The organism is Bacteroidia bacterium (assembly GCA_023228875.1).
In the GTDB taxonomy this organism is placed as follows: domain Bacteria; phylum Bacteroidota; class Bacteroidia; order NS11-12g; family UBA955; genus JALOAG01.
Genome location: JALOAG010000002.1, coordinates 238,776 through 254,724, shown reverse-complemented (window position 1 = coordinate 254,724; position 15,949 = coordinate 238,776). Strand labels below are relative to the sequence as shown.

Annotated in this window: 15 protein-coding genes; 8 read left to right on the top strand and 7 right to left on the bottom strand. The window is 36.4% G+C overall.

Features of this window, described 5'->3' with window-relative positions:
* The first annotated feature begins 2 nt into the window (after window positions 1–2).
* The 5 genes from M0R38_04130 (at window position 3) to map (ending at window position 4,594) form a co-directional block, all read left to right on the top strand.
* Window positions 3–950 carry a hypothetical protein gene (locus M0R38_04130; GenBank protein ID MCK9480936.1) on the top strand — a complete coding sequence of 316 codons (948 nt, stop codon included), beginning with the start codon at window positions 3–5 and terminating at the stop codon, window positions 948–950.
* A gap of 2 nt (window positions 951–952) precedes the next feature.
* Window positions 953–1,360 (top strand): preprotein translocase subunit SecG, encoded by a 408-nt coding sequence (gene secG, locus M0R38_04125; GenBank protein ID MCK9480935.1) that lies wholly within the window; start codon window positions 953–955, stop codon window positions 1,358–1,360.
* A 219-nt stretch (window positions 1,361–1,579) separates the two neighbouring features.
* Window positions 1,580–2,977: a magnesium transporter gene (gene mgtE / locus M0R38_04120; protein MCK9480934.1), complete on the top strand. Its 1,398-nt coding sequence runs from the start codon at window positions 1,580–1,582 to the stop codon at window positions 2,975–2,977.
* 57 nt (window positions 2,978–3,034) lie between these two features.
* Window positions 3,035–3,766 carry a copper resistance protein NlpE N-terminal domain-containing protein gene (locus M0R38_04115; GenBank protein ID MCK9480933.1) on the top strand — a complete coding sequence of 244 codons (732 nt, stop codon included), beginning with the start codon at window positions 3,035–3,037 and terminating at the stop codon, window positions 3,764–3,766.
* A 45-nt stretch (window positions 3,767–3,811) separates the two neighbouring features.
* Entirely contained in the window at window positions 3,812–4,594 is a 783-nt protein-coding gene (gene map / locus M0R38_04110) for a type I methionyl aminopeptidase (GenBank protein ID MCK9480932.1), read from the top strand.
* A 4-nt stretch (window positions 4,595–4,598) separates the two neighbouring features.
* Here the strand turns inward: map and M0R38_04105 are convergent, their stop codons facing one another.
* The gene (locus tag M0R38_04105; GenBank protein MCK9480931.1) at window positions 4,599–6,113 is read right to left on the bottom strand and encodes a hypothetical protein; all 1,515 of its coding nucleotides are present in this window, start codon (window positions 6,111–6,113) and stop codon (window positions 4,599–4,601) included.
* Between the two features lie 26 nt (window positions 6,114–6,139).
* On the opposite strand from M0R38_04105, the gene M0R38_04100 reads away from it, so the two are divergent.
* Together M0R38_04100 and M0R38_04095 are read left to right on the top strand one after the other, a co-directional pair.
* The gene (locus tag M0R38_04100; protein MCK9480930.1) at window positions 6,140–7,690 is read left to right on the top strand and encodes an aldehyde dehydrogenase family protein; all 1,551 of its coding nucleotides are present in this window, start codon (window positions 6,140–6,142) and stop codon (window positions 7,688–7,690) included.
* A 14-nt stretch (window positions 7,691–7,704) separates the two neighbouring features.
* Complete coding sequence (locus M0R38_04095; protein MCK9480929.1) at window positions 7,705–8,985, top strand: DUF2851 family protein; 1,281 nt, start codon at window positions 7,705–7,707, stop codon at window positions 8,983–8,985.
* Between the two features lie 221 nt (window positions 8,986–9,206).
* Here M0R38_04095 and M0R38_04090 read toward each other — a convergent pair whose 3' ends face one another.
* Genes M0R38_04090 through M0R38_04080 form a run of 3 tightly spaced genes read right to left on the bottom strand, consistent with a single transcriptional unit; the run spans window position 9,207 to window position 11,589 of the window.
* Window positions 9,207–9,458: a hypothetical protein gene (locus M0R38_04090; protein ID MCK9480928.1), complete on the bottom strand. Its 252-nt coding sequence runs from the start codon at window positions 9,456–9,458 to the stop codon at window positions 9,207–9,209.
* Complete coding sequence (locus M0R38_04085) at window positions 9,451–10,590, bottom strand: glycosyltransferase (GenBank protein ID MCK9480927.1); 1,140 nt, start codon at window positions 10,588–10,590, stop codon at window positions 9,451–9,453. The genes M0R38_04090 and M0R38_04085 overlap by 8 nt, the downstream gene beginning before the upstream one ends.
* A gap of 42 nt (window positions 10,591–10,632) precedes the next feature.
* Window positions 10,633–11,589, bottom strand: coding sequence for a hypothetical protein (locus M0R38_04080; protein MCK9480926.1), 957 nt, complete (start codon window positions 11,587–11,589; stop codon window positions 10,633–10,635).
* Window positions 11,590–11,703: 114 nt separating this feature from the next.
* On the opposite strand from M0R38_04080, the gene ruvC reads away from it, so the two are divergent.
* Window positions 11,704–12,225 carry a crossover junction endodeoxyribonuclease RuvC gene (gene ruvC / locus M0R38_04075; protein MCK9480925.1) on the top strand — a complete coding sequence of 174 codons (522 nt, stop codon included), beginning with the start codon at window positions 11,704–11,706 and terminating at the stop codon, window positions 12,223–12,225.
* Window position 12,226: 1 nt separating this feature from the next.
* On the opposite strand, the gene M0R38_04070 is transcribed toward ruvC, so the two are convergent.
* From M0R38_04070 to M0R38_04060, 3 genes are all read right to left on the bottom strand, one after another.
* Complete coding sequence (locus M0R38_04070) at window positions 12,227–13,552, bottom strand: hydroxymethylglutaryl-CoA reductase, degradative (GenBank protein MCK9480924.1); 1,326 nt, start codon at window positions 13,550–13,552, stop codon at window positions 12,227–12,229.
* The gene (locus M0R38_04065; protein MCK9480923.1) at window positions 13,549–14,580 is read right to left on the bottom strand and encodes an isopentenyl-diphosphate delta-isomerase; all 1,032 of its coding nucleotides are present in this window, start codon (window positions 14,578–14,580) and stop codon (window positions 13,549–13,551) included. Before M0R38_04065 ends, M0R38_04070 begins: the two co-directional genes overlap by 4 nt.
* A 108-nt stretch (window positions 14,581–14,688) precedes the next feature.
* The gene (locus M0R38_04060; GenBank protein MCK9480922.1) at window positions 14,689–15,873 is read right to left on the bottom strand and encodes a proline dehydrogenase family protein; all 1,185 of its coding nucleotides are present in this window, start codon (window positions 15,871–15,873) and stop codon (window positions 14,689–14,691) included.
* Window positions 15,874–15,949: the final 76 nt, after the last annotated feature.

Genomic DNA, 15,949 nt, shown 5'->3' with positions numbered 1-15,949 from the left:
TTATGACACCAACAAGACTAACTGACATATTGCGTAACCCTTATTCAATTACTGACAAAGAAATTGAAACTTTAGAAACGTTGGTAGTTGAGTTTCCTTATTTCCATTTACCTCAGATTTTGCTTTCAAAAATTTACAAGATAAAGGAACATTACAAATACGACAGACAATTAAAGAAAGCTTCGCTTAGGGTATATGACAGAACATGGCTGTTTACATATATCAATAGCACTGAATCTAACACTCCTACTGAGGATTTATTAAATGAAATAATCAAAGAAGAGCCCACAACAGAGTCAATTACACTTTCAGAGAATGTAGAAATTAATATAGAGAAGGAAAGTCAATTAAATACAGAGTCCTCAACAGAGCCTTCTGCTCAATCTCAAACTGAAAGATTTTCTATAAACGAAGAAATAATATTAACCGATAATCAAGAGAAAACACAAAGTGCTGAACACACAGAAACAACATCATTTGAGGTAGAGCAACCTCCAAAAACAGAATCCATACAAATAGAGCAAGAAATTGCAGCACAAGAGATTGAAACTCATACTTTCTCAGATTGGCTCAACAGGTTTTCTGTACCTGTTCAAACTGTTGTTAAACCTGCACAAGAAGTTATAGTGGAAAACCACCCAATTGAACCAAGCCCAACAATACCGGTCAAACCTAAAGTCAATGATTCTTTGTCAATTATTGATTCATTCCTACAAAAACAACCTACCATTAGTCATCCTAAAACAGAGTTTTTTAAAGCAGAAAAGGCTGCAATCAGAAGTCTTGAGTTAGATGACGACATTGTAACAGAAACATTAGCAAGCATTTATGTAAAACAAGGGCACTTTGAACAAGCCTTATGGGCTTATGAAAAATTAAAGTTGAAATATCCACAAAAAGGGAGTTATTTTGCAACCCTTATTAACGAGATTAAAAAAGAAACCGAATAGATATGTTAACCGTTTTATTAATTTTTGCAATCATAATTGGCGTAGTTCTCATTGCAGTTGTACTCATTCAAAACCCAAAAGGAAGCGGTTTAGCTTCTAACTTTTCAACCGGAAATCAATTCTTCGGAGTAAAGAAAACAACAGATATTGTAGAGAAAATCACATGGACTGCTGCAGGTCTTGTCATTGTTATCTCATTATTGTCTGCCGGATTTTTACCAAAAAACAATGTTAAAACCACTGCTCCTGGTACTAAAAACGGTAAAATCGATCCTCAATTAGAAGAAATTATGGAAAAAGGGTTACCTGCAACCACACCTACAATGCCCGCTCCTACAGACAACAGTAATGAGCAACCAAACAATGCAGGTCCACAAAATCAAACACCTACAACTGAATTACCTCAGTAATGAACAGACCGAGTAACCCGCGGTCTAAAAATAAACATGCTCAAAGGCTATATATGAAACTATATAGCCTTTGTTGTTTTTACTCCCAAACAATCAAAGGCGTTTTTTTTCAATTCAATGAATGATTTGTAGAGAGTAACACTTTAATTTGCACCTCCAAAATTTAACCCTATGCGAAACAAGGTTAAATTGAATGTTGAACGTTAACCGGATAGGAGTATGGAGAAAGAGGCAGAAGTACTTCAAGACAAAATAAGAGATATTGATTGGAGTTCCGATTTCGATATTTTTTCTCTTTTTGATAAGGGAGCGGACAAAATACACCCTGCCGAAATTGCAGAAGTATTAGACTCCATTCCTGAAGACAAAGCCTGCGTAACTTTTGCAAACCTTGATCAAGACACACAATTATGGGCTTTCCCATACATTGATGTACAACTTCAACATCAACTTGTTAGACATTTATCACTCAATCAAGCTACTACACTATTAAACAATTTAAGTAGTGATAACCGTACAAGTTTCTTTAGTGATCTCACTGCTCTTGAAAGAACTGTTTATATCAATTATCTGGACGATGAAAACAAGAAGGAAACCCAAAACTTCTTAGGATATTCTGAAAACAGTGTTGCCCGACTCATTGATACTGACTATGCAGCCATTACTCAAGACATGACTATTGCAGAGGCAAGCGCATTTTTACGCAAGAATTTTAAAGATTCCGAAGCTGCCAATGTAATTTATGTGATTGATAACGAAGGTAAGTTGCTAGATGACATCCAAGTCAGAAGACTGGTATTAAATGCCCCTAATAAAAAAATTACAGATTTAATGGATGGCAATTTCGTTTCACTACTCATTAGCGATACTCAAGAAATTGCAATCCAAAAATTTAAAGATTATGATCGGGTGGTAATCCCTGTCGTGAATGATGACAACTTATTATTAGGAGTTGTAACAATTGACGATATTATGGACGTTGCCGAACAAAAAGAAACTGAAAAGATTCAAAAGTTTGGAGGTGTGGAAAAACTCGACTTTCCTTATGTAAAGACCAGTCTTTTTAAACTTACACAAAAACGCGCTACTTGGTTGATTATATTGTTTTTAGGCGAAATGCTCACTGCTACCGCGATGGGCTATTTTGAATCAGAAATCTCACAAGCGGTGGTACTGGCACTGTTTGTACCACTGATTATTTCCAGCGGTGGAAATAGCGGTTCGCAAGCAGCGACCCTCATTATCAGAGCCTTAGCACTGAAAGAACTAACACTGCGCGACTGGTGGTTTGTGATGAAAAGAGAAATACTATCGGGATTTTTACTGGGGTTGGTTTTGGGAAGCATAGGGATGCTAAGAATCTCTGTTTGGCAGTTCTTTAAATGGTACGACTATGGTGAACATTGGTTCTTGATTGCCTTAACCATATTTCTTTCACTCATTGGCATTGTTTTATGGGGAACACTCTCCGGTTCTATGATTCCAATTATTCTGAAGAAATTAAAAATAGACCCAGCTACTTCTTCTGCGCCTTTTGTAGCTACTTTGGTCGATGTTACAGGGTTAATCATATATTTCACTATTGCTGCCATCGTTCTTAATGGTACACTCCTTTAAATTTAATTCATAATTTTAAACACAAAAATAATCCTCCCGTCTTTGATAGGAATATCAATGACAATTGCATGTAACAGCAGTAATAAATCCGTACATGTATCTCCAAGTGATAATCACACCGCTGAAACCTCATTGGATTGGCAAGGAACATACTCCGGTGTGTTGCCTTGCGCAGATTGTGATGGAATTGAAACTGACTTAACACTTAATGATGATAAAACATTCCTCTGGATTAGTAAATACATCAAAGGTTCTTCTTCTTTAACCGATACACTTTCCGGAGTTTTTACATGGGAGAAAAACAATCAAATAAGGTTAAATAATATTGATGAGAATGAAAGGTCACCTTTGTTTAAAGTAGAAGAATCTCAATTGCGATATTTAGACAAAGAAGGTCAGGTACAACAAGGAACTTTAGAACATTTCTATATTTTAACTAAAAATGGAAATTCAGAGGTTGAAGATAAGAAATGGCAATTGGTTGAGTTAAATGGTCATCAAGTAACCGGTTCAAAAAAAACCCATTTCATCATTTTCAATTCCAAAGAAGGAAATGCAGTTACTAAAGTCGGATGCAACAATATTACCCTACACTACCAAATAAAGAATCAATTCAAGCTTGAATTAACTCCAGGCATTAGCACCATGATGGCATGTCCGGAAAGTATTGAAGATGAATATTTAAAAGTTTTAGAAACCGTGGACAATCTATCAGTTGGCCAAAACAGATTGACTTTAAACAAAGGAAGGATGGCACCATTGGCTGTCTTTGAATTAGTTTCAGAATAATCCTTTTGAACAACCTAAATTTGAATCCGAAAAATCAGTGATAACATGTTTGGAAAGAAATCAAGAATTCTGATAAAAAATCAGGAACAAATTGAAGGAATAAAAGCTGCAAGTAAACTAGCCGCACAGACTTTAAAATATTTAGAACAGTATGCAGTGCCCGGCAATACAACAAAATACATAGATCAAAAATGTGCTGAATTCACACAAGATCATGGTGCAATTGCTGCAACAAAGGGCTATGGACATCCTCCCTTTCCGGGACATTGTTGTACATCAGTGAATGATGTGGTCTGTCACGGTATTCCAAGCAATTATATATTGAAAGAGGGAGATATTTTAAATATAGATGTTACTCCTATTCTGAATGGTTATTATGGAGATACTTGCAAAATGTATCCAATAGGGGAAATTTCAACACAAGCTGCAAACTTGATAGAAACAACCCGTCAAAGTCTTTGGATAGGAATTGAACAAGTCAAGCCGGGTAACAGATTTGGGAATATTGGCTTTGCAATCAGCAAATTTGTTCAACCCAAAGGTTATTCAGTTGTCTTTGAATTTGCAGGTCATGGTGTTGGTGTGGAATTTCACGAAGAACCGCAAGTAGATCACAGCGCAGCCAAAGATTCCGGTGCAATTATGCAACCGGGTATGATTTTCACGATAGAGCCTATGATCAATCAGGGAAAAGCAAGGTGCAAAGTTGACAAATATGACGGCTGGACAGCAAGAACAATTGATGGCAAACTTTCTGCCCAGTTTGAGCATACTATTCTGGTTACAGATGACGGTTTTGAAGCTTTGACAGATATAGGTGATTTCTAGATTATCACCACGGGTCTCCATGTCGAATCTTTAAACAATACTCCGTTAATTGCTCGGGTGATACATTATAAAGTTTCATCCCATTGTATGTAGGTGAACCAGACTTGCTTAACAAAGATGTAATTTGTGGAAATTTGATCGGAATTACGTATTCGGCAAATGGCGATAAAGCAATATCCTCAGATGTGAACAAGACGATTTGGTCATATTTCGAAAAATCAAACTTATGGGGATAGTTAGGCGCACAAAAGTTCAGTTTTCCACTCTTATCAATACGACTATGCAGCCAATATAATCCGATAGATTCACCACATAGCAATGTTCTTCCTTTTAGAGATACTTGTTGAGAAAGCCATTGCTGCACTTGATAAGGGTTACGCTCTTCTCGTTGTAATATTCCCATTATATTAATTGCTGCAAAAGGCAGCATTTGAGTTATAAGCAGAACTCCAACAAGCACTTTAGCCCATGAGAATTGCCACTTGATACGAGCAATTTCTTTTGCTATCAATAAATATGAGAACAAGAGCAGACTTGGATTGTAACGATAATTAGGCGCGAGTAGAAACAACCAAAACAACGAATGTGAAATAAAAATAAATGAAAGATAGTCCTTCTCTCTGATTAGGTTTCTTAATGCAATTAAATGTGCGACCAACACTCCTAACCAAACCCAAGGTTGAGAGCTAAAATAAATATTAAATCTTTTGTAAAAATGAGCACCAAGAATATTTAATCCTTGAGCGATTTCTGTATGATCCATACCGGCAGCAAAGAGCTGAGTAACAACACCTTGAAAATCTAATTTGATTACATATAACCAAATCATAGTTGGTAATAAATACAAGACAATAGCCAGTATTTTGGATTGAAATTTTTTCACGGCAAAAATATTTTTCAACGCAATCAATCCGGAAATAACCCAAGTTGCGGGATGTACTATTGCCAACAATCCACTCAATAAAACCGATAAGAATATTCGCTTCTTAATAAATGTAAAATACAAAGAGGCGGAGATATATAAGAGTTCTTGCATTTCACAACGCACAGCACGCAAACTCTCATAAATCCCTTTGTCAAACACAAAAAATAATAACACAATCCAGGCAACTGTTTCATTAGAATAAAATTTGAGCAATTTAAACAAGAAGAAGCATGCACCTAAGAAAAACAACACATGCGGAAGTCGTATCCAAAATATATCAGCTCCAAACAGATAACCCATTACAACAAAAGGCATATTTCGCAAAGGCAAATTCGCGAGAAACAGTTTCTCGGAACCTTTATATGACCATAAATTACTGTTATACCCATGCCCTTCCACAAATCTCATAGCAGGATCTAAATCCATAATCTCATCAATCCACGCAATAGGAATAAATGCCAAATTAAATAAGACAAGAACAGCGTAGCTGAACATCAAAAAATAAAAGATATTCTTTTGATTTGAATGCATACAAGCTGCGTCAAAGCTATAATTTTTGGTTAAACGATTGACAACAGGACTCTCAAATATCATATCTTTGTAACTCTCAAGAAAAAAACATGGCAAAGGAAACACAAGATATAAGCAACATTCTAAAGAAACTCAGAATTAGAAGATTAAATGAAAGTGTTTGTACCGGTACAAATTGGATTACGGCAGTAGGAACTAAGAGTAGGGAAATCATTTCACCGGTAGATGGTAAACTCATCGGAAAAATCGTGTATGCAGGTGAAACTGAATATGAAGCTGTACTCAAAAGATCAGAGGATGCCTTTCATAAATGGCGTAAATATACTGCACCGGAAAGAGGTGAAATTGTAAGACAGATGGGAAACAGACTCAGAGAATACAAGTCAGAACTTGGCGCATTGGTTTCTTATGAAATGGGTAAAAGCCTGCAAGAAGGTTTGGGTGAGGTACAAGAAATGATTGATATCAGTGATTTTGCCGTGGGATTGAGTCGTCAACTGTATGGCTTATCCATGCATTCTGAACGTCAACACCACAGAATGTTAGAACAATGGCATCCTTTGGGTATTGTGGGAATAATTTCATCTTTTAACTTTCCTGTTTCGGTATGGAGCTGGAACGCTTTTATAGCATTGGTTTGTGGAAATACCTGTGTTTGGAAACCCAGCGAAAAAGCTCCACTTTCTGCCATTGCAGTGATGAACATTTTGCAGGAAGTTTTGGTAAACAATAAAATTCCGGAAGGTGTGATAACATTAATTAATGGAAACGCAGATATGGGAAAAAGACTTGCAACAGACAATAGGGTTGCACTCCTTTCTGCAACCGGCTCAACACGTATGGGAAAATCTGTTGCTAAACTGGTTGGCGAGAGATTAGGTAAGTCAATTTTAGAACTAGGCGGAAACAACGCCATTATCATATCCGACAAAGCAGACCTTGATTTAGCAATTCGCGCTGTCGTATTTGGCGCTGTTGGCACTGCCGGACAACGCTGCACTACAACACGTAGAATCATTGTACAAAAGAAAATTTATAAAGAAGTTATAAAACGACTTACTGCTGCTTATAAACAGATAAAAATCGGTAATCCGTTGGATGAACATAACCTCGTTGGTCCGCTGATTGACAAAGTAGCAGTTGAAAATTTTGTTAGAGCCATTATGTTGGCAAAAGAAGAAGGTGGAAAGGTTCTTTTTGGAGGAGATGTCTTAAATGGCAAGGAATATGAATCCGGATGTTATGTAGTCCCTGCAATCATCGAAGTACAGAATTTTTATAAAATAGTACAAGAGGAGACTTTTGCGCCCATCTTATATGTAATGCAATATGACAACCTTAAAGAGGCGATTGTAATGCAAAATGACGTAAAGCAAGGATTGAGTTCTGCAATTTTCACTACAGATTTAAGAGAATCTGAAGCATTTCTTGCAGCCAATGGTTCAGACTGTGGTATAGCCAACGTAAACATTGGCACTTCCGGTGCAGAGATTGGAGGAGCATTCGGAGGTGAGAAAGAAACAGGAGGAGGTAGAGAAAGTGGTTCTGATGCATGGAAATCCTATATGAGACGTCAGACCGTTACAATCAATTACGGAACAACACTACCTCTCGCACAAGGAATTAAGTTTGATATCTAAAAACTCTAAAGCCTATGATTCGGGAAGACTTCTTACAAGCCTGCTGGAAAACAGGGCTGTTGCACAAACCGGATTACATTTTAACTGATGGTAGAAAACTCGAAGTCCTTAACCGTGGATTACACAATAGTAACAATGGACCCGATTTCATTCAGGCTAAAATCAGGATAGACAATACTGTATGGGCTGGAAATATTGAGTTTCATATTAAAAGTTCTGATTGGTTGAAGCACGGACACTCAAAAGACCCTGCTTATAAAAATGTAATCTTACATATAGTTTGGCAACACGACACTGAAATACATTTACAAGACGGTGATGTCCTGCCTTGTCTAGAGCTTAAAAACATCATATCACAAAAGCAACTGAACAATTATGTATCCTTAATTCAATCTCTAAAAGAAATCCCATGTGAGGACTCAATTAAGGAAGTGAATTCTTTGGCAGTACATCAAATGCTTCACAGAACAGTTGTAGAACGTATCGAGCGTAAGACCGAGCGTATTCAAAAGATATTAATCGAAAATAACAATGATTGGTTTAGGGCTTTTTATCAAACGCTTTTTCGCAATTTCGGTTTCAAAACCAATCAACATGCATTTGAAGAACTATCTACCTGCTTACCCATCAAAATATTTGACTTACTAAAAGACAAACCCATTACAAGTGAAGCCTTGTTAATTGGTTGTTCAGGATTGTTGTTTCTTGATGAAAATGCTGATGAATATTCGCGCTTTCTAAATGAAGAATTCAAATTTTTACAACATAAATACAGTCTTAACACACTTTCTCCTACCCTATGGAAATTCTCTAAAATGCGACCATACAATTTCCCATTTATTCGTTTGGTTCAACTTGCATCTCTTTTAAATAGAAACTACCACTTACCCGCTCGTGTTTTAGAAGCAAGTACTGTGAATGATTTAATTAAATTGTTCAACACCAATATTCCTGAATATTGGAAAGACCATTACAAACCCGGCATTCAGGGCAAATTTCTAAACAATGATTTGTCAAAAGATTCAATAGACTTGTTGATAGTAAACACTTGTGTCCCATTTGTGTTTCTCTATGGCAAAGAATCCGGCAATGATGATTATTGTGAAAAAGCGTTGTCTTGGCTTGAAAATATTAAACCGGAGAACAATAATATCATTCGGCATTGGCGAAGTATCGGAATTAAGCCTTCTAACTGCTTTGAAAGTCAAGGCTTGATAGAACTAAAAGAAAGTTATTGCACTAAGAAAAAATGTTTGGATTGTTCCATCGGTTTTGAAATACTAAAAAAGGCTTAAAAATCCTTTCACATTACATTAATTCAAGTCAACACAGTCTCCCTACCCGAAGCAATTCAGAAGGACAATCACACTTTATCCTCTCACAACAAAACAACCAACGCTAATCTTCCGCTTGCTGGATTGCAGCGCCTACGGCTCGCAATGACGCGCCACCTCACTTCATTGCGAGGGCTACGCCCGAAGCAATCCAGAATAGGAACAAAATAACAAAACAGAAATCAAAGGTATTTCAATCCTTTAGAAGTAATTCTAAAATATTGCCCTTTAAATGAATCCGGTTCTATATGAGCAACAGGTATATATCGCTCTTGTTGTTTTTCATAGACTCTAACCAAATCTTTGACAATTAAGGTTCTGAGAACATCTGACACAATATTTTTGTTTTTCTCTCCTGAATCTTCTAAAATATGCTCAAAGGTTTCTTCAAAAAGCAGCGTTGACAAAATCTTAATTTCTAATGGATCAAGCATGGTATTTCCTCCCTTTCCAAGCAAACTGCCCAAAGAATCTCTTATATACCACAGGAGCCATGTATGCAATTTGATAAAAGGGCATTGCTAAAATCAATAATACAACCTGAGGGTTCTTTCTCAATGACAAACTAAAAAATGAAGCCATAAAACCGTAAATAATCAAATCGCCAATCCACTTATGAAATAAAAGACCTGTAGAATGTAAACTGTATCCGGTAAACAAGAAAACGGGTATAGACACAATGAAATATAACATAAAAAAAGTTGGAATAATGACAGGAAACTGTTTGATGTCGAGCTTGTTTATCTTTGTCTTTGAAACCCAGCGAGTGCGTTGATTAATCAACTCTTTAAACGTATGACAAGGCTGTGCAACCACTTTAGATTCTGATGTGAAATACACATCAATTAAAGATTTGTCAAAATGATGCACTCTCTTTAATAAAAATTCATCATCTCCACTAGCAACATTCATTTCTGGTGCATATCCTCCAACTTTATTAAAAACTGTCTTGGTAAACGCAAGATTTGCTCCATTTGCAGAAAACATATTTCCCATCATTAACGCTCCTGCATTCATGGCAACCAATGCGGCACTTTCTAACTTTTGCAAATCCTGAAAGAAACTACCGTCTGTGCTTAGTTCAATTGGCATTACAATCATTTGTCCGTGCGTTTGTGCAATCGCTTTTTCTATTTCCAACAACCATGTTTGAGGCACTTCAACATCTGCATCGGTAGTAACAATCCAATCCGTATTAACATGATGAATAGCAGTTTGTAAAGCTGCTTTTTTTCCATCGCCTGCACTGAGAATAATTTCATATTCAAAAGGAAATTGAGCTAATGTATCCTGTAATACTGTTAAAGAATGATCCTCAGAATGATCATTTGAAAAAATAAATTTAACATTTGAATCCTTTGGTTGTTTAAGGACATCCAAAGAACGTACTAATGCCCTTAACGTCTCCCCCTCATTTCTAAATGGAATTATAATAGTAAAATCTTGAAAGTTTTGTGTTAGCGATTTCTTGCTTATTGACCTCCTCAGTCCCTTTATAAACCCCATTCCAAAATAGAGCATTATTACAACATAGAGAGTACCAATAAGCTGAGAAAGTATATTCATAGATTGAAAATGCAAAATAAGAGCATTTTAACATCTGCTGTTTTACACATTCCTAAATCTTTTTGCTAATAATATCCATGCACCAATTACGGATGGAATTATTTGATTGATTATAAACACAAGCAAAACTGCGTTCCCAACAATCCATGCTTCAGCAATGACAGTTGAGAAAATAGCAATATGAATAAAGCCCTTAACCGGCAAATCAGACAACAAAAAACCGGGCACAATAGATTGCAACAAAAAGACAAGTGACACTCCCGTTACAGCTATAAAGACAGACAATTCAGGAACAAAAATTTTAAATAATATCAAATACGGGGCACAAAATGTAACATATCGCAAAAATGAAAGCACAAGCAGTTGAATGGTAAGTGTAAAAGGGATTGATTTCATGCTTTGAAAATATTCTCCGACTCTCTTTCCCAAAACCTTTCCTGTCATTTGCAAAACACGGTTTCTAAACACAAACAAAAACAATAATAAAAACAACAACAAGCCCATTGAAATTAAACTGATCCTATTCTTTTCAATTTCATTAATGCCATTCACAGAGAAAAAATAAAGTCCTAACAATCCCAAAACAATGGTTACAAACAATTGGGTCATTGAGCTATAAACAGACAAATAAGCTCCTTTGGCGCGATTTTCTTCTTTTAACCATGCAATTTTGCCAATAAACTCACCGGTTTTCCAAGGAAAGATATTGCTAAAAGCAATCCCTGCAAAAACACCTTTGATTGCTGTTATGAATGAAAATTGTTCAACCACAGCACCTACTTTCTTCCATTTAAGCGCTTCCAACAAGAAATTCAATACTGAGAACAGCATTACAACCGGCAAAACCGACCAAGGAATATATACTAACTTGATTAAATCTTGATTAATAAAAATCGTAAACCTACCATTCGGTAAGAAAGGAACTACACACACAGTCAGAATCAAACATGCAAATATTATTTTGAGCAGTAAAATTAAATTCGTGTGTAACTTCTCCATGAATTAAAATGCAGACCTTCTATCTTTGTCCGCAAAGAAAAGCATTTGCGCACAAACTACTCAAATTCGGACTTTGATAAAATTGTATTAGGAATAGACCCAGGAACCAACATCATGGGTTATGGGGTTATCGGTATGATTGGCAAGGAAATGACCATGTTAAGCATGGGTATTTTGGAAATGCGCAAACTTGAGGACCATGCCCAAAAGCTCAACTTTATATTTGAACGTGTAACCGCAATTATCAATCAATATGAGCCTCATGAAATGGCGATTGAAGCACCATTTTATGGCAAAAATGTTCAGAGTATGTTAAAATTAGGCAGGGCGCAAGGAGTCGCCATTGCTGCAGGATTGCAGAAAAATATTCCTATTTTTGAATACACTCCTAAGAAGATTAAACTCACAGTCAGCGGCAATGGAAATGCAAGCAAAGAACAAGTTGCAGAAATGCTTTCAAGGTTATTAAAATTTGAAAATGATGCACAATTCTTTGATGCAACCGATGCTTTAGGAGCCGCTGTATGTCATATCACACAATTTACACCACGCAAATTCGGCAACAAAACTACAGCAAACAAAGGGGGTTGGGGTAATTTTATTAAAAATAATCCCAATAGAATCAAGAAACAATAAATCAGGATTTAAACTTGTTAAATGCTGCAACAGCCGCATTATAACTTACAACCTTGTCCTTAAAGTATTCGATAACCTTGGCTTTTTCATCCTCGCATGCTCCCAATTGATTCAGAATATTTAACAAGTGCATTTTCATGTGTCCCTTTTGTATTCCGGTGGTTGTGAGTGAACGTACCGCAGAAAAATTTTGAGCTAAACCAACCGCAGCTGTTATTTGCATCAGTTCTTCCGCTCCGGGATGTCCTAAAATATCATGAGCAAATTTAACCATAGGGTGTAGAGAAGTAATACCTCCAACCGTTCCGAGAGATAAAGGAATTTCTAAATAAAAAACAAACTGTCCATTTTCAATATTACAATGTGTCAAACTTGCATATTGTCCATTGCGAGCAGCATAAGCATGAGCACAAGCTTCAATAGCCCTAAAATCATTTCCCGTAGCAATCACAACTGAATCAATTCCGTTCATTATACCCTTGTTATGTGTAACTGCACGATATGGCTCCACTTCTGCAATTCGAACCGCTCTCTGAAATTTATAAGCAAATTCCTCTGGCGACAGTATATCACCATCTAAGTCCTGAATAGGACATGAAACCTCCGCACGCACCCTGCAATCCGGTGTATAATTACTCAAGATACACATCACTACTTGTATTTCTTTTTCAATATCGCTCCATGGTTGTAATTGGATTTCACTTCTTAGCACTTTTGCAAACTCTTCTAAAACAGAATTAATAAAGTTTGCACCCATCGAATCTCGGGTATCAAATGTTGCATGAATTTGATAATAGTGCTCCATTGCGTCTGTTTTATCGCGCAAGTCAATAGACAAGATACCTCCACCGCGTTTTCGCATATTCTGAGTCAGCGACTCTGTTTGGGAATACAGCTTAGGTTTGATTTGATTGAAAAATTCAGACAATTTGGTTTTATCGCTTCCTTTCCAAATAAAATGTACTTGTCCAATCTTAGTGGTAGAAATGACAGAGGTCTTAAATCCACCACGACCCAGCCAATAATTGGCAGCTTTTGCTGCAGCAGCTACAACCGAACTCTCTTCTATTGCCAACGGAATACAATACATCTTCCCATTGATATTAAAGTTAGGAGCAACAGCAAAAGGAAGATAATAATTAGTTAATGTATTTTCAATAAACTCATCATGCAATTTCTGTATTGACAATTCTTCATGCCAATAGCTTTTTAATAATGAAGTTGAAAGTTCGGGATTGTTTGTATAATTATTTACAACCCATTCAATCTTTGCTTCTTTGGATAACTTAGAAAAGCCCTTAATAGACTTTTGTGATTCTACTTTCATTTCTTTACAGTTAAATATGCGTACGCTGCCATCAATCCTCTCTTCTCTGACTCAATAAACTGTTCTACTGCTTGCGAACCTTCCAAAGCATGTTTTAAGAAAGCTGATGCTTGTGCATAAACAGCGGGCACATTGAGTTTATTGATTAGATAATATCCATCTAAAAAATTCTTAATCCCTCCTGACACAACCATTATTTTATTTTCAAACAACTGTGGTTTTCGGTTAAATAAGTCATTAATAAATTCTGTCATTTCATCAGCGGTGTGTCCGACCTTGGATAATGGCAAAATGCTGTTTGCAGCGTTACTCTTGTGTCTGAGCGATTCCAGTTTCGCAAAATTCGTCCCTCCGTATGCACCAAACTCTATCCCACTAACAGGTAACTCTAACAATGCCTCAAGACTTTTTATACCAAACCCCTGTCCTACTTCTTTTACCCAAATAGGATAATTAAAATGCTTTAGAAATGATTTCAAAGTTTGAATAGGGCTAACAGTGATTTTATCACCTTCCGGCTGAAACCATTCTTGCAATGGATTGACATGAATAATCAATCCGTCCGCTTGCAGTGAATGTACTAGGTCTTCTACTATCTTATAATCGCCATTTGCAACAATATTTTCAATTTGCGCAATACCAAGATTTGCCATAAAAGGCACTTCATCTCCTAAATATGCACGCAAATCAAAGTCGCTAAAATATTTACTGTCTTCCAAAACAATCCTGCAAGAACCTAATCCCATACCTATTCCGTATTTCCCACAGGCTTGTGCAAGACTGCGATTGATATGTCCTGCTTTTTCAGAACCTCCGGTCATACTTGAAACCCAAAGCGGTAATTTCATTTGTCTGTTCCCAATTTTTGTAAGCGGAATAGTATTTTCAGTTGGGTGTGCTGCTAACATTGGCTCATAATAAAAACGCTTATCCTGACCATCGGCAACAGATTCAAATGCAAGTTGTATGTGGTCGGCTTTTCTTTGAGAAGTTTGGGTCAAGGTACTGAGTTTTTTAATGTTCCGCAAATATAATCAATATTTATTCCTGACTTATGTCTAAACTGTAATTACTTCTATGTTTCATTAAGAACAGTACTGAATTTCACTTTGATATTGGCAATTGCTCCAAATCGATTATTGCCTTTTTTTTCTTCTGTTCTTTTCTCCTACTAATAATTGCAATTGTCTTGAAGATTGTCCGGCAATTGAGCTATTCTCTTGAGCTCTTCTGGACAGATATGGCAAAACAGTTGCTACAGGACCATAAGGTACATATTTAGCCACATTATATCCTGCTTTTGCCATGATAAAGCTAATATTATCGCTCATTCCCAATAATTGTGAAAAATAAACTCTTTTGTCATTAGATGCGATTTTCAATTCTGCCATAAGACGTGCAGCTTTAAGACAACTCTCTTCATTGTGTGTCCCGATAAGCACCTCACAACGGTCAATATTATGTAAACAGATTGATACCGCTTCATCAAAATCCCTGTCAGTTGATTGCTTATCTGCATTGATTGGGCTTGGATAATTCATTTGTGCTGCTCGTTCTCTTTCTATTTCCATATATGCTCCTCTCACAAACTTAAATGCAAGGGGGAATGTATATTTCTCGAAACAATCTTTTAAGAATTGCACCCTATCGTGTCTATATAACTGAAGAGTATTAAAAATCAAAGCGCGGTCTTTATTGTACTTTTCAGACATTTCTAAGACCAGATTATCAATAGCAAGTTGAATCCAAGAGTGTTCTGCATCAATCAACACTTGCACATTGAGCTCACTTCCTTTCTTACAAATTGCATCAAATCTTGCCCTGACTTTTTCAAATTCATCTTGTTCATTTTGAGTCAATTTTTCTCCGGCACTCACCTTTTGCAATAAAGCAAAACGAGCAACACCGGTTGGTTTAAAAACTGCGAAAGGTATGGCATCATTCACTGCAGATTCTTCTACTGTTCTAATCACTTCCGCACACGTGGCATCAAATACAGCTTCATTTGCTTCTCCCTCTACTGCATAATCCAGTATGGTTTTGACATTATGATTATATAAAAAATTGATTTTGGATTTACTGTCAATAATTGACTCACCTCCGCAAAAATGAGCAAAGATTGTATTCTTTATAAGACCCTTAACCGGCAAACCAATTTTCATGGAAAAACCAGCAAAAGCAGGTCCGTACTTTACCAATGCAGGGTAGTTAAACATTTTAAAAAGCTTAATTGCCGCATTCAGTTGTTTGTCGGACAGATAGCCATAAGCAGATTCTGTGTTGTTAAAATCTAAATTATTTTGAGATGAATTTCGCACCATAATCGGGCACAAATATACAGTTGTTAGTTTGTTGTTATACTGAATTTATTTAAGCAAACAAATCATCTTAAACGGG